Genomic DNA, 19,463 nt, shown 5'->3' with positions numbered 1-19,463 from the left:
CGTAGCGGGACTTTCGTATCGGAACCGCTCGGAATCCCGTGTCCCGTGCGATGTCTCAATACTCCCGCGGTACCGCCGACAGGACCTCGGCCCAAGGGGCGAGGCCGACCCTGGTAATTCTCGGGGTGGACCCCTGAGGCCGCAGCGAGCGCCGCATCCGGGCCCTCAGGGCCGGCAGCACGGCGAGGTGGACGAGGACCACCCCGAGGGTGTTCAGCAGCAGCGAGTCCACGTCCACGACCCGGCCCGGGACCGCGCTCTGGAGCATCTCGATGCTCAGGGAGATCAGCACCGTGGCGGCCGTCGTACGCGCCAGCGAGGACCACGCGCCCAGCGACGAGTGGGTGAGCCGGCCGCCGGCCAGCGGCAGCAGCGCCCCCAGCGGGGCCAGCAGGGCCACCCCCTCGCCGATCCGCCGCGCGGCCTCCAGCGGCCCGTAGGCGAGGTCCGCCCGGATGCCCTCCAGGAAGTCCAGGTTCGCCGCCGCCGCCCAGGGGACGTCCAGCGGGCGCAGGGTCAGCCACCCGACGAGGACCAGATGAGCGGCCAGCAGGGCCCCGCTCAGGAGGCGGAGCCGGAGCGGGAACTGTGTGGCGGTGGCGGCGCTGCCGCTGCCCTCAAGACGGTGCACACCCGGGAGGACGCACCCCCCGGCGGCGCCGGTTCCGGACCTGCCGGGGGAGTGACGCAATTCGCTGATCGCGCGCCGGCTCAGCCCGTGGCGAGCAGGACGATCAGCGCTACCGCGCCGACCACGGTGGGAGCGATGATCTCGTAGGCCCACTTCACGGAGACGGAGCCCTGCGCCCCGGGCCGCGCGGCCCCGCGCTCGGCGAGCTCACGCAGCTCGTCCACGACCTGGTCGGCGGCGGCCCGCTCGGGACCGGCCGCGCCCGCGGCGCCCGCGCCGCCGTCCTGCCCGAGCCCCTTGCCGCCCAGCGCATCACGGCGGCTGAACTTGCGGCTCGCCTTCTTGCGCTCGCGCAGCGACACCGGCACCGACCAGAGCTGGTACTTCGACCCCTCCGCGAGCACCTCCGCCGAGTACCCGGCGCGCACCGCGTCCACGGCCCCCCAGGGCAGCTCGATGATGCGGAAGGGGTTGCGCACCCGCATCCGGTCGTCGTTGGCGAACACGGCCGGCCGCAGGGTGAAGGCGACCGTCAGCGGTACGGCGAACAGTGCGATGGCGAGCCCGACCCAGCGGGCGCCCCCCTCGCCGCGCACGACGGCGTCCCCGCACAGCCAGGCGATCAGGGCCAGCAGCACCACCCCGGTGACGACGGCCATGGGGGAGCGGTAGACGCGGTCGGCGTAGACCGGCTCGTGGGGGGAGGGCGTAGTCATGCCGCCGATTGTGCCGTACGCCCGGCCGGGCGCACCGATGACGGATGTCACGCGCAGATGTGCGCGAGGGGGGTGACAGGCAGCTACGCGCGTAGATATGCTCATGTGGTGACCATGCCCACCACCCTCACCGCATTCGCTGACGTGACGACGTCCGACAGCGCGCTGCGCCGCTTCCTGCACGGGCTGCCCGGCGTAGACGCAGTCGGCCTGGAGGCCCGCGCGGCCTCGCTCGGCACCCGCTCGATCAAGACGACGGCCAAGGCGTACGCCATCGACCTGGCCATCTCGATGATCGACCTGACCACGCTTGAGGGTGCGGACACCCCGGGCAAGGTGCGGGCGCTCGCCGCCAAGGCCGTCAACCCCGACCCGACCGACCGCAGCACGCCGATGACCGCCGCGGTCTGCGTCTACCCCGACATGGTGGCCACCGCCAAGGCCGGCCTGAACGGCGCCGACGTCAAGGTCGCCTCCGTCGCCACCGCCTTCCCGGCCGGCCGCGCGGCGCTGCCCGTCAAGCTCGCCGACACCCGTGACGCCGTCGCCGCCGGCGCCGACGAGATCGACATGGTCATCGACCGTGGCGCCTTCCTCGCCGGCCGCTACCTGGACACGTACGAGCTGATCAAGGCCGTCAAGGAGGCGTGCGTCCGCGAGGACGGCACCGCCGCCCGGCTCAAGGTGATCTTCGAGACCGGCGAGCTGTCGACCTACGACAACATCCGCCGCGCCTCCTGGATCGGCATGCTCGCGGGCGCCGACTTCATCAAGACCTCCACCGGCAAGGTCGGCGTCAACGCCACCCCGGCCAACACGCTGCTGATGCTCGAAGCCGTCCGCGACTTCAAGGCGCAGACCGGGATCCAGATCGGCGTGAAGCCGGCCGGCGGCATCCGGACCACCAAGGACGCGCTGAAGTTCCTGGTCCTGGTCAACGAGACCGCGGGCGCGGACTGGCTGACCAACGAGTGGTTCCGCTTCGGCGCCTCCAGCCTGCTGAACGACCTGCTCATGCAGCGCCAGAAGCTGAGCACCGGGCGTTACTCCGGTCCCGACTACGTGACGGTGGACTGATCACCATGGCATCCCTTTTCGAGTACGCACCGGCCCCCGAGTCCCGCTCGGTCGTCGACATCGCCCCCTCCTACGGGCTCTTCATCGACGGCGAGTTCACCGAGGCCGCCGACGGCAAGGTCTTCAAGACCATCTCCCCGTCCTCCGAGGAAGTCCTCGCCGAGGTCGCCCAGGCCGGCGCCGCCGACGTCGACCGCGCCGTGAAGGCCGCCCGCAGGGCCTTCGAGAAGTGGTCCGCGCTGCCCGGTTCCGAGCGCGCCAAGTACCTCTTCCGCATCGCCCGGATCATCCAGGAGCGCAGCCGCGAGCTGGCCGTCCTGGAGACCCTGGACAACGGCAAGCCGATCAAGGAGACCCGCGACGCGGACCTCCCGCTCGTCGCCGCGCACTTCTTCTACTACGCGGGCTGGGCGGACAAGCTCGACCACGCGGGCTACGGAGCCAACCCGCGCCCCCTCGGCGTGGCCGGCCAGGTCATCCCCTGGAACTTCCCCCTCCTCATGCTCGCGTGGAAGATCGCCCCGGCGCTCGCCACCGGCAACACGGTCGTGCTGAAGCCGGCGGAGACGACCCCCCTCTCGGCCCTGTTCTTCGCGGACATCTGCCGCCAGGCGGGCCTGCCCAAGGGCGTCGTCAACATCCTCACCGGCTACGGCGACGCGGGCGCGGCCCTCGTCGAGCACCCGGACGTCAACAAGGTCGCCTTCACCGGCTCGACCGCCGTGGGCAAGAAGATCGCCCGCCACGTCGCCGGCACCGACAAGAAGGTCACCCTGGAGCTGGGCGGCAAGGGCGCCAACATCGTCTTCGACGACGCGCCCATCGACCAGGCCGTCGAGGGCATCGTCAACGGCATCTTCTTCAACCAGGGCCAGGTCTGCTGCGCGGGCTCCCGCCTGCTGGTCCAGGAGTCGATCCACGACGAGCTGCTGGACTCCCTCAAGCGCCGCCTCTCCACGCTGCGCCTGGGCGACCCGCTCGACAAGAACACCGACATCGGCGCGATCAACTCCGCCGAGCAGCTCGCCCGGATCACCGCGCTCGCCGAGACCGGCGAGGCCGAGGGCGCCGAGCGCTGGTCCCCCGCGTGCGAGCTCCCGTCCGCCGGCTTCTGGTTCGCCCCGACGCTCTTCACGAACGTCACCCAGGCGCACACCGTCGCCCGCGACGAGATCTTCGGCCCGGTGCTGTCCGTGCTGACGTTCCGCACCCCGGACGAGGCCGTCGCCAAGGCCAACAACAGCCAGTACGGCCTGTCCGCCGGCATCTGGACGGAGAAGGGCTCGCGCATCCTCGCGGTCGCGAACAAGCTCCGCGCGGGTGTCGTCTGGGCCAACACGTTCAACAAGTTCGACCCGACCTCGCCCTTCGGCGGCTACAAGGAGTCGGGCTTCGGCCGCGAGGGCGGCCGCCACGGCCTGGAGGGCTACCTCGATGTCTGAGCGAAGTGTCGAAAAGGGCGGTTCCCCCGCCGGGCGTCTGAGCGTCTTCAAGACCTACAAGCTGTACGTCGGGGGCAAGTTCCCCCGCTCCGAGAGCGGCCGGGTGTACGAAGTGACGGACTCCAAGGGCAACTGGCTGGCCAACGCCCCGCTGTCCTCCCGCAAGGACGCCCGTGACGCGGTCGTCGCCGCCCGCAAGGCCTTCGGCGGCTGGTCGGGCGCGACCGCGTACAACCGCGGCCAGATCCTCTACCGCGTCGCCGAGATGCTGGAGGGCCGCCGCGAGCAGTTCGTCCGCGAGGTCGGCGAGGCCGAGGGCCTGTCCAAGTCGAAGGCCGGCGCGGTCGTCGACGCGGCCATCGACCGCTGGGTCTGGTACGCGGGCTGGACGGACAAGATCGGCCAGATCGTGGGCGGGGCCAACCCGGTCGCGGGCCCGTTCTTCAACCTCTCCACCCCGGAGCCGACGGGCGTCGTCACGGTCGTGGCCCCGCAGGACTCGTCGTTCCTGGGCCTGGTCTCGGTGATCGCCCCGGTGATCGCCACCGGCAACACCGTCGTGGTCATCGCCTCGGAGAAGTCCCCGCTCCCCGCCCTGTCCCTGGGCGAGGTGCTGGCCACCTCCGACCTGCCGGGCGGCGTGGTCAACATCCTCTCCGGCAAGGCCGGCGAGATGGGCCCCCACCTGGCCTCCCACCAGGACGTCAACGCGATCGACCTGGCGGGTGCCGACGCGGCCCTGGCCAAGGAGCTGGAGATCGCGGCGGCGGACAACCTCAAGCGCGTCCTGCGTCCACAGCCTGTGGACGACTGGAACGCCGACCCGGGCACCGCGCGCATGACCGCCTTCCTGGAGACGAAGACGGTCTGGCACCCGACGGGCTCCCTGGGCGCGGGCGGCAGCTCTTACTAGGTCGGCTTCGCCTCCGGGCCCGCCGATGTCGGCTCCAGGCGGGCGTGCGTCCTCGGGATTCGCTCGTTCCTCGCGAATCCCTCCGGGCGCTCGCCCGCCTTCGCCGACGCGGCCCCTTCGGCTCAGCCGACCGTGGGGGCTGCGGAGGTCGGCCCCTTCGGCTCAGCCGACCGTGGGGGCTGCGGAAGTTACTTCGGCAGGACCGGGGAAAGCAGGGAGGACACGGCGGCCGTCGGGATCTCCTTCACCGACGGGCCCTGCGTCAGGATTCCGGTGACCATCCCCGTGCCGACCGAGGGGAAATCGGCCACCTTCGTGGCCACGCCGTTGTCCAGGGGGTCCACGCCGGTGTGCGCCAGCGGGTTCACCTTCAGGTTCCCGAGCGGATTGGCGACCCCCGCCACGGCCGCGGGGACGTCGAGTTCCCCGGCCTGTGCGGCGCCTGCCGCCATCGCCAGGGCCGCGCCGGCCATGGAGAGGGTCAGGCCGGCGGCGCGGAGCCGCTTCGGCGAAGGGTCGGAGGCTGCGTGACGTGCCATGGGTTCCCGCCTGTGGTCGTAGTCGCGTGCGCACGCAGCGTAGCCGAGAGCGTCGGCCGGTTTCCAACCGCCGAACGGTGTGAGGGTCGTCGCAGCGGCTGTCCGCGGTGTGTTGATACGCCGGGTCATGCCGCACACTGGTGTCCTGTGAGCTGTTCATCTCCCCTTCCCACGCGCGTCGTCCTGCTGACCGGTCCCTCGGGATCCGGCAAGTCCTCGCTCGCGGCCCGCTCGGGCCTGCCCGTACTGCGCCTGGACGACTTCTACAAGGAGGGGACGGACCCGACCCTCCCGCTGGTCGAGGGCAGCTCCGACATCGACTGGGACTCCCCGCTCTCCTGGGACGCGGACGCCGCCGTCGCCGCCATCGAGGAACTCTGTGCGACGGGTCGTACGGAGGTCCCCGAGTACTCCATCGCCACCTCCTCGCGCACCGGCGCGGAGGCCCTGGACATCGACCGGACCCCGCTGTTCATCGCGGAGGGGATCTTCGCCGCCGACATCGTGGCGCGCTGCCAGCAGCTCGGGCTGCTCGCGGACGCGATCTGCCTGCGCGGGCGGCCCTCGACTACCTTCAGGCGGCGGCTCGCCCGTGACCTCCGGGAGGGGCGCAAGTCCATGCCGTTCCTGCTGCGCAGGGGCTGGCGGCTGATGCGGGCCGAGCGGGGCATCGTGGCGCGGCACGTCGCGCTCGGCGCGTACGCCTGCGCCCGTGACGAGGCCCTCGGCCGTCTCGCCGCCGCGGCGGCCGGCCGCCACCGCACGGCGAACACCCCGGCCTGATACGGCGAACACCCCGGCCCGAAGCGCGTGGAGAAATGAAAAGGCGGGATCGCACGGCCCCCCGGCCGTTTGATCCCGCCTCTTCTCCCCCCGCGGCCCCCGCCCCACCCCCGCGGGACGGGCCCCCCGACCGCTTGGTCTATGGCCGTTACGCGACGAGCTCCCCGAAGGACTCCGCCTCGTCCCGCCCGAAGCTCAGCGCCTCGTCGTCCCGCAGCCGCCGCAGCGACCGCCAGATGCTCGACTTCACGGTGCCGACGCTGATGCCCAGGATCTCCGCGATCTCCGGGTCGGTGCGGCCCTCGTAGTAGCGCAGCACCAGCATCGTGCGCTGCGGCTCCGGGATCCGGGCCAGCGCCTGCCACAGCACCGCGCGCAGTTCCGTGCCGCGCATCGCGTCCGTGTCGGAGGCCGTCTCCGGCAGCTCCTCGGTCGGGTACTCGTTCAGCTTGCGCCGACGCCAGGCACTGATGTGCAGGTTCGTCATCGTGCGCCGCAGGTAGCCGCCGACGGCCGCCTTGTCGCTGATCCGGTCCCAGGCGCGGTACGTGGAGAACAGCGCGCTCTGCAGCAGGTCCTCGGCCTCGTGGCGGTCGCCGGTGAGGTGGAAGGCCGTCGCGTAGAGCGCGGCCCGCCGCTCCTGGACGTACGCCGTGAACTCCGCCTCCGAGGTGGAGGACGGGGTGCGCGGTGCGGGAACCGCCTGGTACTGGTTCGCGTCAATGGCTGTGATGTGTGCCGGCCGCGGACGGGCGACCGTCACGTTACGGACACCCGCCCGGCGGTTCACATCGTGCAGCCGCGTGACAACCGCGCTGGTCGTGGTGCTGTGCAGCGTGTTCATCTCGCGCCCCCCGTCGTGGAGTCTGCTTCGGTCCGTGCTTCGATGACAGAAGCCTGCCCGCCCGACATAACCGGGGTGTCCTTCGACTGTCACAGGCCTGTCACAGCCACCCGCGGCCGGATCCGGCACGCACGACGGTCGAGTCCCGACGGCCGATGGGACAGAATGAGCGCGTGCCTTTCCTGTTGCTGATCGAGGACGACGACGCCATCCGCACGGCCCTCGAACTTTCCCTGTCACGCCAGGGCCACCGTGTGGCCACCGCGGCGACGGGAGAGGACGGCCTGAAACTGCTGCGCGAGCAGCGGCCGGACCTGATCGTGCTGGATGTGATGCTGCCCGGGATCGACGGCTTCGAGGTGTGCCGGCGGATCCGCCGCACCGACCAGCTGCCGATCATCCTGCTCACGGCCCGCAGCGACGACATCGATGTCGTCGTGGGCCTGGAGTCGGGTGCCGACGACTACGTGGTCAAGCCCGTCCAGGGCCGGGTGCTCGACGCCCGGATCCGGGCCGTGCTGCGCCGCGGTGAGCGCGAGGCGAGCGACTCCGCCGTGTTCGGCTCCCTGGTCATCGACCGGGCCGCGATGACGGTGACGAAGAACGGCGAGGACCTCCAGCTGACCCCGACCGAGCTGAGGCTGCTGCTGGAGCTCAGCCGCCGGCCCGGCCAGGCGCTCTCGCGCCAGCAGTTGCTGCGCCTGGTCTGGGAACACGACTACCTGGGCGACTCGCGTCTCGTCGACGCCTGCGTGCAGCGGCTGCGCGCGAAGGTCGAGGAAGTGCCGTCCTCGCCCACGCTGATCCGTACCGTCCGGGGTGTCGGCTACAGGCTGGACTCCCCGCAGTGATCAGAGCCCTGTTCGCGGGCCGGCGCTGGACCAGCCTGCGGCTGCGGCTGCTGGTGGTGTTCGCACTGGTCGCACTGACGGCCGCGGTCTCCGCGTCCGGGATCGCCTACTGGCTCAACCGCGAGGCGGTGCTCACCCGTACCCAGGACGCGGCCCTCGGGGACTTCCGCCAGGAGATGCAGAACCGGGCCGCGGCGCTGCCCGCCGACCCGACCGCGGAGGAGATGCAGCGCACCGCCGAGCTGATGGCGGGCAGCAGTCCCGGCTACAGCGTGCTGCTCGTGCACGAACGCAAGGACGGCCGCAAGGTCTTCGGCGCCGCCGGGGCGGACTCCTTCGGGCTGGACGACGTACCGAAGTCGCTCCAGCACGCGGTGAACGACCGGCAGAAGACGACGGCCGCCAACGACGCCGAGTACCACATGTACTGGCAGCGGACGAAGCCGAACGGGAACCCGCACCTGGTCGGGGGCACCCGGATCGTGGGCGGCGGACCGACGGGCTACATGTACAAGTCGCTCGCCACGGAACGGGCCGACCTCAACGCCCTGGGCTGGTCGTTGACCATCGCGACGGGTCTGGCGCTGCTCGGCTCGGCGCTGCTCGCGCAGGCGGCGGCGCGGACCGTGCTCAAGCCCGTACAGCGGCTCGGGGACGCGGCGCGCCGGCTCGGCGAGGGTGAGCTGGACCACCGGCTGGAAGTGTCGGGCACCGACGAACTCGCCGACCTGGCGCACACCTTCAACAAGACGGCGGAGGCGCTGGAGAAGAAGGTCGCCGACATGAGCGCGCGCGAGGAGGCGAGCCGGCGGTTCGTGGCGGACATGTCGCACGAGATGCGCACGCCGCTGACGGCGCTGACCGCGGTGGCCGAGGTGCTGGAGGAGGAGGTCGAGGACCTCGATCCGATGATCGCGCCGGCGGTGGGGCTGGTCGTGAGCGAGACGCGGCGGCTGAACGACCTGGTGGAGAACCTCATGGAGGTCACCCGCTTCGACGCGGGTACGGCGCGCCTGGTGCTGGACGACGTGAACGTCGCCGACCAGGTGACGGCCTGCATCGACGCCCGTGCCTGGCTGGACGCGGTCGAACTCGACGCCGGGCGCGGGATCGTGGCGCGGCTCGACCCGCGCCGGCTCGACGTGATCCTGGCCAACCTGATCGGCAACGCCCTCAAGCACGGCGGCTCGCCGGTGCGGGTGTCGGTGGCCGTGGAGGGGGAGCAGCTGGTGATCGCGGTCAGGGACAACGGTCCCGGCATCCCCGAGGAGGTGCTCCCGCACGTCTTCGACCGCTTCTACAAGGCGAGCGCGTCCCGGCCGAAGTCGGACGGCAGCGGGCTGGGCCTGTCGATCGCGATGGAGAACGCGCACATCCACGGCGGTGACATCACGGCCGAGAACGGTGCGGACGGCGGGGCCGTCTTCACCCTGCGGCTGCCGATGGACGTGGGGAAGGTGATCCCGGATGACGTGGACGCGTAGCAAACCGGCGACGCTGGGCGGGCTGGCCGCGCTGCTCGTGCTGTCCGGCTGCGGGATCCGGGCGACGACGGTGCCGGTGGACGTGGGCGCGGCGCCGTCCCGGGTGTCCTGCGACACCCCGGCGCAGCCGGCCGGCGAGAGCGGGGTGCAGGGCTTTCGGGCCACGGTGGAGCTGGTGTGCGGTTCGCAGCTGGTCGGCGTGGAGCGGGTCGTTCCGGCGCCCGAGAAGCGGTCCGGGCGCGACCCCGTGGCGCTGGTCGCGCAGGCGCTGCTGGAGGCGCTGGAGAAGCAGCCGTCCGGGGAGCAACGGGACGCGGGCTTCACCACCGTGGTCCCGGACGGGCTGTCGGTCGCCCCGACGCGGCAGGGCGACCCGGCGGGGACGCTGCGCCTCAGCCGCAAGCCGGAGGACCTGCAGCCGGTGGCGCTGTCGCAGGTGGTGTGCACCCTGGCGGCGAGCGACGCGGTGTCGGCGGGGCCGGGGCCGGTGGTCCTGGGCGGCCCCGACGCGGACCCGCCGCGCGCGTGGGAGTGCACGGAGGCGGTCCGCTCCCGCCCGGAGTCGGTCCCGACCCTGGGGGAGCTGGTACGTCCTTCGGCGTCACCGTCGGGGTCGCCGAGGCCTTGAGGGGAGCGGGGCTGAATGCCGCCCCGTGACGCGGGCCGGCTTTTCCCCATCGACCCCGCCCCGGCCCGGCCTTCCCCGTTTTGCGGCGCCTGCCCACCCGCCTCCCGGGTGCGGGGCGGGGTCCGCGGGTGCGGGACCCCGGCCGGGCGGCATCAGGGAGGGGCTGGGGGTTTCCCGCCAGTCTCACTGTCCTTCCGCGCCGTGCCGGCCCGTCAAGGGCGCTCCCTTCGGTCGCGTCGCTTCGCGATGGCCTTCGGCCACCCTTGACCGACCGACCCGTCGCGGAATGCCAAAGACTGTCGGGAAGCCCCCAGAAGGACGGTCACGGGGGACGAGCGGCAGGAGCGGCCGCATCAGCGAACCGACGGGCCGCCTGCGGCCTGGCACGCCCGACACCGGGCCGATGTGCCGTCGATCCGGGCCCGGGGACGGCCTCCCCGCACGAAACGACGACCGGACCGTCCTGCGGAGCACCCGGCGCGCCAGATCGCTACGGGCTTCGCACGGCTCGGCGTCCGGCGACCGTCCGGGGCTGATCGTGGTCAGTTCGCAGGCCACCGGCGGTTGAGGGTGGCTTCCAGGGTGTCGATGTAGTCGGCGGGCACGATGTTGGCCACTGCGGTGGTGAGTTCGAGACCGGACGGGTCGCGGATGTACGCCAGCCGCGTCCACCGCTCGGCTCCGGTGTCGGAGACGTTCTCGTTGACCACGGCCATCAACTCGCCTTCGGTACCGGACGCGATGTCGCGGACGCGGCGGTGCAGGAGGCGGTGGGGGACGTACTCGTACTGCTCACTCATCGGACGTCCCCTCGAAGGTGCCGAGGAAGCGCTCCCAGCCGGTACGTGCGGCGCGGTCGAGCAGGTCCGTGCTGGGCTCGACCGTCGTGGCCGCCCGGCTGTCTTCGGCTTCTACGGAGATCTGGCGCATGCGCACCCCTTGCTTGCTCACGTTAGGTAGCAGTGTGACTACGAAGGTACTCGCAGCGTTTCTGTGAATCAAGAGAATCTGTTACTCGTAGGATCACTGTGTGTCTGCGAGACTGTCTGCGACTCGAAAGGAGCACGCATGAGCGAGGGATTCGGCCTGGTCGTGCGCTTCTCACTGCGCGATCAGGAAGCCGCGAGGGCATTCGACGAGCTGTGCGCGACCACTCTGGAGAGCATCAAGAGCGAGGAGCCGGGCACGCTGACCTATGTGGCGCACGTGCCGGAGGGGGAGCCCCTGGTCCGGGTGTTCTACGAGCTGTACGCGGACCGCGCCGCGTTCGACACCCACGAAGCACAGCCGCACACCAAGCACTTCCTTGCCCAGCGGGACCAGTACCTTGCCGGTGTCGAGGTCACGTTTCTCGACGTGATCGGCGGAAAGGTGGCGGCACGGCAGTGAGTTCCGAGGAGCGGCGCGTCTTTGGGGTGCGAGTGGCCGATCTGCGCAAGCAGAAGGGCATGACGCAGGGAGAACTCGCCTCGGCCATCGGCCGTACCGCGAGCTGGCTGTCACAGGTCGAGCGCGGCATCCAGCCGGTCAACCGCTTGGACGTGTTGCGGCTGCTTGCCGATGGTCTTGGTGTGCCGCTCCAGGTACTTCAGCCCAGTGCCCCTGCGCCCGCCGAGGCCGCGACGCCGCTGGGGGCGGAGACCAACGACCTCGACCGGGCCCGGCTGGTCCTCTCCGGGCATCCCGCGCTCGATGTCCTCATGGCTCCGCGCCAGGACTTCCAGCCCGACGTCCTCCCGGGGCTCCGGTCATCGGTGGACGCGATCTGGAGACTCACTCACGGCGCCGAGTTCGCTGAACTGAGTACGGTGATAAGCGCGGTGCTCCCGAAGTTGGAGCGGGCCTGCCGTACGGCGCCGGCAGAGTACCGACCCGAACTGCACGATCTCCTGGCGAGGACCTACCAGGCCCTTGCCGCGGCTTTCGTGCGCCAGCACGAGGCGGATGCCGCATGGGTCGCAGCGGACCGGGCGATTCGCGAGGCCGAGCTCTCCGGCGATCCGCTGAGCGTGTTCGCCGGCATCTACCGCCTGTGCCACGCCTTTGTACGACTGAAGCACCTCGACCAGGCGGAGCACGCCGCAGTCGCGGCCGTCAGCGCCCTCGAACAGTCCGGGACGGGCGAGCCCACGCCCCAGCACCTTTCCGTCTTGGGATCGCTGCACCTGGTTCTGGCACTCGTGCACGCCCGCTCGGGAGCAAGGTCTTCCGCGCGGCAGCAGATCGAAGCCGCTCGGATGGTCGGTCGGAGGCTGGGTGAGGACCGCAACGACTTCGACCTCGAATTCGGTCCGACGAATGTGGAGATCCAGGCCGTCTCGACCGCAGTCGACCTCGGCGACGCGGGTGAGGCGCTCGACCTTTCCAAGGGACTCCGTACGGACGGCCTGTCCGTCGAGAGGCAGGCCCGTCTGCTGATGGACATGGGCCGGGCCCACGCGCAGCGGCGCCAGTACGCGGACTCGCTCGACTGCCTGCTGCGCGCCGAAGAACTGGCACCGGAGATGATCCGTAACCACATCGCGGCTCGCACGGTCATCAGGGACCTGGTGCTCGGCGCAGGACGTACCGCGTCCGATGAACTCCGGGGGCTGGCCAAGCGCACGGACAGCCTCGGGTGACTGACGGGCAGTCAGTGCACATCGAGATCGAACAGCTCGACGGGCCGGCTGCGGCGTTGGTCGAGGACGCTTTTCGGTTGGTCTATGCCGAGGTGTTCGCCGGACCGCCCTATGCCGAAACCGAGGCGGACGTGTCGGCTGCCTTCCGGCGTTTCCGGACCTGGACCCGCAAGAGCACCTTCCGGGGGGTCCTGGCGGCGACTGATGGCGGCGAGCCGGTCGGCATGGCGTACGGCTACGCGCTCGGCCCGCAGGCGGGCTGGTGGGACCAGCTCACGGAGCGGGTGCCCGAGGAGATGCACCGCGAGGACGGCCGACGGACCTTCGGCCTGATGGAAATGGCCGTCCGTGCCGCCTGGCGTCGCCAGGGCGTCGCCCGCCGTCTGCACGAAGCCCTGCTCGCCACTGTCGATGCCGAACGGGTTCTGCTCAACGTCCACCCGGACAGCCGAGAGGCCGTGGCCGCGTACCGCTCATGGGGGTATCGCAAGGTGGGCGACGCGCGTCCGTGGCCGGGGGCGCCCCCGTATGACGTGATGCTGCGGGTCGCGGACGCCTCCACGGGAAGCGGCTCATGATCAGCCCCGGATGGTCGGCGGACGCCGAGATCAGACGCGATCTGTCGCGCTTGGGTGCTCCGGAGGGCGGCCTGGTCGTCCTTTCGTGCGGGTAGGGGCTGGGGAGTCCTTCTCTGGTTCGGGGCGGGCGGAACTCCGTTCTTCCCGCCGGTCAGCGGCGGCTGGAGGCCGCCGGGGAGTTGCGTTCCGGGCTCGACCCCGCGCTGGAGACCGAGCGGCTCGCCGCGCTGCTGGACGGGCTCTGCCTGAGCGCGGTGCTCCACCCCGACCTGCTGGGGCCCGCGCGGTGCCGCGCGGTGTTGGACGCGCACCTGGCCGGGCTGGCCCAGAAGAACGCCGACGGCCCCCTCAGCCGGGGCTGAGGGGGCCGTGAGGGGGGCTGGGGCTTAGAGGCCCATCGCCGCCGAGAGGTCCTTTTTGAGCGCGTCCAGGATCTCCTGGCCGGTGACGCGGGCGCCCGACAGGTCGGAGGCCTCGGCCACCGGGACCACGACCTCCAGGTAGCACTTGAGCTTGGGCTCGGTGCCCGACGGGCGGCAGATCACCCGGGCCTTGTAGGCGCCGTCCAGGTAGTAGCGCAGGCCGTCCGTGGGCGGGAGCTTGTCCGTGCCCCGGTTGAGGTCCTCCGCCGAGACCACGCGCAGGCCCGCCAGGGAGACCGGCGGTTCGGCGCGCAGCGCGGCCATGGCGTTCGCGATGACCGACAGGTCCTCCACGCGCACCGACAGCTGGTCGGTGTGGTGCAGGCCGTGTTCCATCGCCAGGTCGTCCAGCAGGTCGGTCAGGGTGCGGCCCTGCTCCTTGAGGACCGAGGCCAGCTCCGCCACCAGCAGGGCGGCGGTGACGCCGTCCTTGTCGCGGACGCCCTCGGGGTCGACGCAGTAGCCGAGCGCCTCCTCGTAGCCGTAGCGCAGGCCCTCGACACGGGCGATCCACTTGAAGCCCGTCAGGGTCTCCTCGTAGCCGACGCCGGCCGCCTCCGCGATCCGGCCCAGGAGGGAGGACGAGACGATCGATTCCGCGAAGACGCCCTGCGCGCCCTTGTGGACCAGGTGGGCCGCCAGCAGCGCGCCGACCTCGTCGCCGCGCAGCATCCGCCAGCCGCCGTTGTCGGGGACGGCCACCGCGCAGCGGTCGGCGTCCGGGTCGTTGGCGATGACGATGTCGGGCTGTACCTCGGCGGCCTTCGCGAAGGACAGGTCCATCGCCCCCGGCTCCTCCGGGTTGGGGAAGGCGACCGTCGGGAAGGCCGGGTCCGGCTCCGCCTGCTCGGCGACGAGCACCGGCGTCGGGAAGCCGTGGCGCGCGAAGGCGGCCAGGACCACGTCCTTGCCGACGCCGTGCATGGCCGTGTAGACGGTCCGCACGCCCCGCGGGGACCCGGGGGTCAGCACGGCGTCCGTACGCTCCAGGTACGCCTCCAGGACCTCGTCGCCGAGGTTCTCCCAGCCCGATCCGGGGCGGGGGACGGAGTCGAGCGTGGTGACCTGGGCGATCTCCGCCGCGATCTCGCTGTCCGCCGGGGAGACGATCTGCGAGCCGTCGCCGAGGTAGACCTTGTAGCCGTTGTCCCGGGGCGGGTTGTGGCTCGCGGTCACCTCGACGCCGGCGACGGCGCCCAGGTGCCTTATGGCGTACGCGAGGACCGGCGTGGGGAGCGGCCGGGGCAGGACGGCCGCGCGCAGTCCGGCGCCGGTCATCACGGCGGCGGTGTCGCGGGCGAAGTCCGCCGACTTGTAGCGCGCGTCGTAACCGACGACGACCAGGCCGCCGGCGTGGCCCTGGGCCTTCAGGTAGGCCGCCAGGCCCGCCGCCGCCCGGATGACCACGGCGCGGTTCATCCGCATCGGGCCCGCGCCGAGCTCGCCGCGCAGACCGGCGGTGCCGAACTGCAGCGTGCCGGAGAAACGGTCCGCGAGCTCCGCGGTGTCACCGGCCTCGACGAGGGTGGCGAGCTCCGCCGCCGTCTCCGGGTCCGGGTCCTCGGCCAGCCAGGCGCGAGCCCGGGTGATCAGGTCGTCCTGTGCCTGTGCCTGTTCCTGCACTGCTTCCGCCTTCCCTCTCGTACGTCGATCAGATGCGGGCGAGGACCTGCGTCAGCAGCGTGCCCATGCGGGAGGCCGAGTCGCGGCCGGCCTGGAGGACCTCTTCGTGGTTCAGCGGCTCGCCGGACAGGCCGGCCGCCAGGTTGGTGACCAGGGAGATGCCCAGGACCTCGGCGCCGGCCTCACGGGCGGCGATGGCCTCCAGCACGGTGGACATGCCGACCAGGTCGGCGCCCATCACGCGGATCATGTTGATCTCGGCCGGGGTCTCGTAGTGCGGGCCGGGGAACTGGACGTAGACGCCCTCCTCCAGGCTCGCGTCGATCTCCTTGCACATGGCGCGCAGGCGCGGCGAGTACAGGTCGGTGAGGTCCACGAAGTTCGCGCCGACGATCGGCGAGGTGGCCGTCAGGTTGAGGTGGTCGCTGATCAGGACGGGCTGGCCGGGCTTCATGCCCTCGCGCAGACCGCCGCAGCCGTTGGTCAGGACGATGGTCTTGCAGCCGGCGGCGACGGCGGTGCGGACGCCGTGCGCGACGGCGGCGACGCCGCGGCCCTCGTAGTAGTGGGTCCGGCCGAGGAAGAGCAGCGCGCGCTTGTCGCCGATCTTGTACGAGCGGATCTTGCCGCCGTGGCCCTCGACGGCCGGGGGCGGGAAGCCGGGCAGTTCGGTGACCGGGAACTCGGCCTCGGGCGCGCCCAGCGCCTCGGCGGCGGGGGCCCAGCCGGAGCCCATGACGAGGGCGACATCGTGGGAATCGACGCCGGTCAGCTCGCGCAGGCGGGTGGCGGCGGCGTCGGCGTCGGCGAAGGGGTCGGTAACAGATGCGTTCACGCTGACGAGCGTAGCCGCTTATCGCCTACGCGCGTAGATGGCACAGCTCACGGTGTTCGGATCGTTGCCTTGTCGTTTCCGCCGAAACGCCCCCCGTGGTCCCGGTCCGGCCTCGGTCGGTCGAGGGCCGGTCGGGGAGGCGTGGAGGTCAGCAGGGGCGCTTGCGGAGTTCCATCACGTAGTCGTGCGGGGCGCCGGCCGATTCGGCGGCGTCGGCGATCTCGCCCAGGTACCGCGCCGAGGGCAGCCCGCCCTCGTAGCCGTTGAGCACGTACACCCAGGCGGCCTCCTCGCCGTCCAGGGTGTGCACCCGGATCCGCATGCGCCGGTAGATGTCCAGACCGACGCCCTCCCAGCGGTCCATGGAGTCCTCGTCCAGCGGGGCGATGTCGTAGAGGGCGACGAAGACCTGGTGGCGGGGGGCTTCGACGATCGTGGCGAGGGCGCCCTCCCACCCCATCTGCTCGCCGCCGAAGGTCAGCCGCCAGTCGTTGATCCAGCCCGTGCCGCGCAGCGGCGAATGCGGAGCGCGGCGCGTCATCAGCCGCGGGTCGAGGTTGCCGGCGTACGCGGCGTAGAGCGACATGAGGTCGAGGGTACGGGAGGGGCGGCCCGGCCCGCGTGCCCGGATGGCGCAGCGGGGTCGGGACCGGGGGCGAAGCACCTTGATGAGTGCGGGACAATGGAGCACGGAATGCATCCCCCGGGGAGACCCCCCGGACCGCCGGCCGGGGCGGCAGCCGGCCGGGTAGACGTGAGGCGGACTTTTCGTGACCCGGATCGTGATCATCGGCGGCGGACCCGGCGGGTATGAGGCGGCCCTGGTGGGGGCCCAGCTCGGCGCGGAGGTGACCGTCGTCGACTGCGACGGTCTGGGCGGGGCGTCGGTGCTCACCGACTGCGTGCCCTCGAAGACTCTCATCGCGACCGCCGAGGTCATGACGACCTTCGACTCGTCGTACGAGGAACTGGGCATCGTCGTCGCCGACGACACCCCGCCCATCGAGCAGGCCGCGCGCGTCGTCGGCGTGGACCTCGGCAAGGTGAACCGGCGCGTCAAGCGCCTCGCGCTCGCCCAGTCCCACGACATCACCGCGTCCGTGACCCGGGCCGGCGCCCGGGTGCTGCGCGGTCGCGGCAAGCTCGGCGGCCCGCAGGGCATCGACGGGACCCGTGACGTCATCGTCACCGCGGCCGACGGCACGGAGACGATCCTGACCGCCGACGCGGTGCTGATCGCCACCGGCGGCACCCCCCGCGAGATCCCGGACGCGATGCCCGACGGGGAGCGGATCCTGAACTGGACCCAGGTCTACGACCTGGAGGAGCTCCCCGAGGAGCTCATCGTGGTCGGCTCGGGCGTGACCGGCGCCGAGTTCGCCGGCGCGTACCAGGCCCTCGGCTCCCGGGTGACCCTGGTGTCCTCGCGCGACCGCGTCCTGCCGGGCGAGGACCCCGACGCCGCGGCCGTGCTGGAGGACGTCTTCCGGCGCCGCGGCATGAACGTGGTCGGCCGCTCGCGCGCCGAGTCCGTCAAGCGGGTCGGGGACCGGGTCGAGGTCACCCTGTCCGACGGGCGGGTCATCACCGGCTCGCACTGCCTGATGGCCGTCGGCGCCATCCCGAACACCCAGAACATGAACCTGGAGGAGTCCGGGGTCCGGCTCAAGGACTCGGGCCACATCTGGACCGACAAGGTGTCGCGCACCTCCTCGCCGGGCGTGTACGCGGCCGGCGACGTGACCGGGGTCTTCGCGCTGGCCTCCGTGGCCGCCATGCAGGGCCGCATCGCGATGTACCACTTCCTCGGTGACGCCGTGACCCCGCTGAACCTGAAGACGGTCTCCTCGAACGTCTTCACCGACCCGGAGATCGCCACCGTCGGCTACACCCAGGCCGACGTGGACGCGGGCAAGATCGACGCCCGGGTGGTGAAGCTGCCGCTGCTGCGCAACCCGCGCGCGAAGATGCAGGGCATCCGGGACGGCTTCGTGAAGATGTTCTGCCGTCCGGGCACCGGCATCGTGGTCGGCGGCGTGGTCGTCTCGCCGCGCGCGAGCGAGCTCATCCACCCGATCTCGATCGCGGTCGACAACAACCTGACGGTCGAGCAGATCGCAAACGCGTTCACCGTGTACCCCTCCCTGTCCGGTTCGATCGCGGAAGTGGCACGCCAGTTGCACACCCGCAAGGCGGCGGGCGAGGCGTAGGCTTCGGGCAACCGCCCCTGCCCGTAAGGGGTTTGGGGCGGTCGTCGGGATCGGGGGCGGACCGGCCCCGGTGCGGCACCCGGCAGTCAGCCCGCGTATACCACCAGTCGACCCGCCGTATGGACAACTTCGGTATTCCGGCGCAAAGAGCTGAAAGCAGTCGGTCGCTGGGGTTACTGTCAGTTTCGTGTTCGCTGCAGAACGTCGCCAATTGATCCTCGAAATGGTGCGGGCCAACGGAGCGGTATCGCTCCGGGAGCTCGCCCGCGTCGTCCAGACCTCCGAAGTGACCGTACGGCGGGACGTGCGGGCACTGGAGGCAGAAGGACTCCTCGACCGCCGGCACGGCGGTGCGGTCTTGCCGGGCGGTTTCACGCGGGAGTCCGGCTTTCCGCAAAAGTCCCACCTCGCGACGGCGGAGAAGACCGCCATCGCCGATGTCGCGGCCGGCCTCGTCGAAGAGGGCGAGGCCGTGGTCGTCGGCGCGGGGACGACCACCCAGGAGCTGGCCCGCCGGCTCGCCCGGGTGCCCGGTCTCACCGTCGTCACCAACTCGCTGCTCGTCGCCCAGGCGCTGGCACACRCCAACCGGGTCGAGGTGGTGATGACCGGCGGCACCCTGCGCGGGTCCAACTACGCCCTCGTCGGCAGCGGGGCCGAGCAGTCCCTCCAGGGGCTGCGGGTGTCGCGGGCCTTCCTGTCCGGGAGCGGACTGACCGCCGAACGGGGGCTGTCCACCTCCAACATGCTCTCCGCGAGCGTGGACCGGGCGCTGGTGCAGGCCGCGGCCGAGGTGGTGGTCCTCGCCGACCACACGAAGCTCGGCACCGACACCATGTTCCAGACCGTGCCCACGGACATCATGACGCGGCTGGTGACGGACGAGCCGCCGCCCCACGACGACCGGGCCGCCACCGAGCTCCAGGCGCTGGCCGACCAGGGCGTGCAGATCACCGTGGCGGGCTCCTCGGCGGCCTCCGGCGGGGGGCACGGCGGAGCCCCGGGCGGGGACGGCATGCAGGGGCGCAGGCCCCGCCGGGACTCCCCCCTGCCGGTCCAGCGGCGCGGCGGCCCCACCGCCCAGCTGCGCAGCGCTCCCGCCTCGATGCTGGAGCAGCAGGCCGGCGAACGGGCGCGCGTCGCGGACATGCGGCGCCGCTGACCCCGGACCGTTCCCGGACGGTGTCCGCCGGGCGGCTCCCGCCAGGGTGGCCCGCCGTGCACCGCCGCCCGGTCGGTCCGGACGACGACGAGGCCCCGCCCGGT

The 19,463-nt window shown here is 71.7% G+C and carries 22 protein-coding genes; 13 read left to right on the top strand and 9 right to left on the bottom strand.

Features of this window, described 5'->3' with window-relative positions; all coding sequences use genetic code 11:
- Positions 1–55: 55 nt before the first annotated feature.
- Together AB4039_RS18770 and AB4039_RS18765 are read right to left on the bottom strand one after the other, a co-directional pair.
- Positions 56–631 carry a VanZ family protein gene (locus tag AB4039_RS18770; RefSeq protein WP_442271240.1) on the bottom strand — a complete coding sequence of 192 codons (576 nt, stop codon included), beginning with the start codon at positions 629–631 and terminating at the stop codon, positions 56–58.
- 80 nt (positions 632–711) lie between these two features.
- A complete protein-coding gene (locus tag AB4039_RS18765) occupies positions 712–1,347 on the bottom strand; it encodes a PH domain-containing protein (RefSeq protein WP_442271239.1) in 636 nt (211 codons plus the stop codon).
- Between the two features lie 114 nt (positions 1,348–1,461).
- Here AB4039_RS18765 and deoC point away from each other — a divergent pair, with 114 nt between their 5' ends.
- The 3 genes from deoC to AB4039_RS18750 are packed head-to-tail and all read left to right on the top strand — an operon-like array spanning position 1,462 to position 4,779.
- Positions 1,462–2,424 (top strand): deoxyribose-phosphate aldolase, encoded by a 963-nt coding sequence (gene deoC / locus AB4039_RS18760; protein ID WP_266841823.1) that lies wholly within the window; start codon positions 1,462–1,464, stop codon positions 2,422–2,424.
- A 5-nt stretch (positions 2,425–2,429) separates the two neighbouring features.
- Positions 2,430–3,866 (top strand): aldehyde dehydrogenase family protein, encoded by a 1,437-nt coding sequence (locus tag AB4039_RS18755; RefSeq protein WP_266841337.1) that lies wholly within the window; start codon positions 2,430–2,432, stop codon positions 3,864–3,866.
- Positions 3,859–4,779 (top strand): aldehyde dehydrogenase family protein, encoded by a 921-nt coding sequence (locus AB4039_RS18750; protein ID WP_266841338.1) that lies wholly within the window; start codon positions 3,859–3,861, stop codon positions 4,777–4,779. The genes AB4039_RS18755 and AB4039_RS18750 overlap by 8 nt, the downstream gene beginning before the upstream one ends.
- A gap of 188 nt (positions 4,780–4,967) precedes the next feature.
- Here AB4039_RS18750 and AB4039_RS18745 read toward each other — a convergent pair whose 3' ends face one another.
- Positions 4,968–5,318 (bottom strand): hypothetical protein, encoded by a 351-nt coding sequence (locus tag AB4039_RS18745; RefSeq protein WP_266841339.1) that lies wholly within the window; start codon positions 5,316–5,318, stop codon positions 4,968–4,970.
- A gap of 147 nt (positions 5,319–5,465) precedes the next feature.
- Between AB4039_RS18745 and AB4039_RS18740 the strand changes: the two genes are divergently transcribed.
- Positions 5,466–6,101 carry an ATP-binding protein gene (locus AB4039_RS18740; RefSeq protein WP_266841341.1) on the top strand — a complete coding sequence of 212 codons (636 nt, stop codon included), beginning with the start codon at positions 5,466–5,468 and terminating at the stop codon, positions 6,099–6,101.
- Positions 6,102–6,249: 148 nt separating this feature from the next.
- Here the strand turns inward: AB4039_RS18740 and AB4039_RS18735 are convergent, their stop codons facing one another.
- Positions 6,250–6,945, bottom strand: a complete 696-nt coding sequence (locus AB4039_RS18735) for a SigE family RNA polymerase sigma factor (RefSeq protein WP_266841343.1) — start codon at positions 6,943–6,945, stop codon at positions 6,250–6,252.
- Positions 6,946–7,118: 173 nt separating this feature from the next.
- On the opposite strand from AB4039_RS18735, the gene afsQ1 reads away from it, so the two are divergent.
- Genes afsQ1 through AB4039_RS18720 form a run of 3 tightly spaced genes read left to right on the top strand, consistent with a single transcriptional unit; the run spans position 7,119 to position 9,908 of the window.
- On the top strand, positions 7,119–7,796 hold the full coding sequence (gene afsQ1, locus AB4039_RS18730) for a two-component system response regulator AfsQ1 (protein WP_180291024.1): 678 nt from the start codon (positions 7,119–7,121) through the stop codon (positions 7,794–7,796).
- A complete protein-coding gene (locus AB4039_RS18725; RefSeq protein WP_266841345.1) occupies positions 7,793–9,280 on the top strand; it encodes a sensor histidine kinase in 1,488 nt (495 codons plus the stop codon). The genes afsQ1 and AB4039_RS18725 overlap by 4 nt, the downstream gene beginning before the upstream one ends.
- Positions 9,264–9,908, top strand: a complete 645-nt coding sequence (locus AB4039_RS18720; RefSeq protein ID WP_266841347.1) for a hypothetical protein — start codon at positions 9,264–9,266, stop codon at positions 9,906–9,908. The genes AB4039_RS18725 and AB4039_RS18720 overlap by 17 nt, the downstream gene beginning before the upstream one ends.
- 542 nt (positions 9,909–10,450) lie before the next feature.
- Here AB4039_RS18720 and AB4039_RS18715 read toward each other — a convergent pair.
- Both AB4039_RS18715 and AB4039_RS18710 read right to left on the bottom strand, forming a co-directional pair.
- The gene (locus AB4039_RS18715) at positions 10,451–10,708 is read right to left on the bottom strand and encodes a hypothetical protein (protein WP_442271238.1); all 258 of its coding nucleotides are present in this window, start codon (positions 10,706–10,708) and stop codon (positions 10,451–10,453) included.
- Complete coding sequence (locus AB4039_RS18710; RefSeq protein WP_442271237.1) at positions 10,701–10,838, bottom strand: hypothetical protein; 138 nt, start codon at positions 10,836–10,838, stop codon at positions 10,701–10,703. The genes AB4039_RS18715 and AB4039_RS18710 overlap by 8 nt, the downstream gene beginning before the upstream one ends.
- Positions 10,839–10,976: 138 nt before the next feature.
- Here AB4039_RS18710 and AB4039_RS18705 point away from each other — a divergent pair, with 138 nt between their 5' ends.
- The 4 genes from AB4039_RS18705 to AB4039_RS18690 all read left to right on the top strand — a co-directional run bounded on the left by AB4039_RS18705 (position 10,977) and on the right by AB4039_RS18690 (position 13,469).
- Positions 10,977–11,297 (top strand): putative quinol monooxygenase, encoded by a 321-nt coding sequence (locus AB4039_RS18705; RefSeq protein WP_442271236.1) that lies wholly within the window; start codon positions 10,977–10,979, stop codon positions 11,295–11,297.
- A complete protein-coding gene (locus tag AB4039_RS18700) occupies positions 11,294–12,529 on the top strand; it encodes a helix-turn-helix domain-containing protein (protein WP_442271235.1) in 1,236 nt (411 codons plus the stop codon). The genes AB4039_RS18705 and AB4039_RS18700 overlap by 4 nt, the downstream gene beginning before the upstream one ends.
- A 14-nt stretch (positions 12,530–12,543) precedes the next feature.
- Positions 12,544–13,107, top strand: a complete 564-nt coding sequence (locus AB4039_RS18695; RefSeq protein WP_442271234.1) for a GNAT family N-acetyltransferase — start codon at positions 12,544–12,546, stop codon at positions 13,105–13,107.
- Positions 13,108–13,205: 98 nt separating this feature from the next.
- Positions 13,206–13,469, top strand: coding sequence for a TetR family transcriptional regulator C-terminal domain-containing protein (locus AB4039_RS18690; RefSeq protein WP_442271249.1), 264 nt, complete (start codon positions 13,206–13,208; stop codon positions 13,467–13,469).
- A gap of 24 nt (positions 13,470–13,493) precedes the next feature.
- On the opposite strand, the gene AB4039_RS18685 is transcribed toward AB4039_RS18690, so the two are convergent.
- The 3 genes from AB4039_RS18685 to AB4039_RS18675 form a co-directional block, all read right to left on the bottom strand.
- On the bottom strand, positions 13,494–15,152 hold the full coding sequence (locus tag AB4039_RS18685) for a phospho-sugar mutase (protein ID WP_442271233.1): 1,659 nt from the start codon (positions 15,150–15,152) through the stop codon (positions 13,494–13,496).
- Positions 15,153–15,180: 28 nt separating this feature from the next.
- Positions 15,181–15,987 (bottom strand): purine-nucleoside phosphorylase, encoded by an 807-nt coding sequence (locus AB4039_RS18680; protein WP_266841355.1) that lies wholly within the window; start codon positions 15,985–15,987, stop codon positions 15,181–15,183.
- A gap of 148 nt (positions 15,988–16,135) precedes the next feature.
- Positions 16,136–16,573: a gamma-glutamylcyclotransferase gene (locus AB4039_RS18675; protein WP_030231145.1), complete on the bottom strand. Its 438-nt coding sequence runs from the start codon at positions 16,571–16,573 to the stop codon at positions 16,136–16,138.
- Positions 16,574–16,757: 184 nt separating this feature from the next.
- Between AB4039_RS18675 and AB4039_RS18670 the strand changes: the two genes are divergently transcribed.
- Together AB4039_RS18670 and AB4039_RS18665 are read left to right on the top strand one after the other, a co-directional pair.
- Positions 16,758–18,197: an NAD(P)H-quinone dehydrogenase gene (locus tag AB4039_RS18670; protein WP_266841356.1), complete on the top strand. Its 1,440-nt coding sequence runs from the start codon at positions 16,758–16,760 to the stop codon at positions 18,195–18,197.
- A 223-nt stretch (positions 18,198–18,420) separates the two neighbouring features.
- Positions 18,421–19,359, top strand: coding sequence for a DeoR/GlpR family DNA-binding transcription regulator (locus AB4039_RS18665; RefSeq protein ID WP_442271248.1), 939 nt, complete (start codon positions 18,421–18,423; stop codon positions 19,357–19,359).
- Positions 19,360–19,463: the final 104 nt, after the last annotated feature.

The organism is Streptomyces sp. M-16 (assembly GCF_052114405.1).
Lineage (GTDB): Bacteria > Actinomycetota > Actinomycetes > Streptomycetales > Streptomycetaceae > Streptomyces.
The sequence above is the reverse complement of the archived record's forward strand: the minus strand, read 5'-3'. Positions and strand labels throughout refer to the sequence as shown.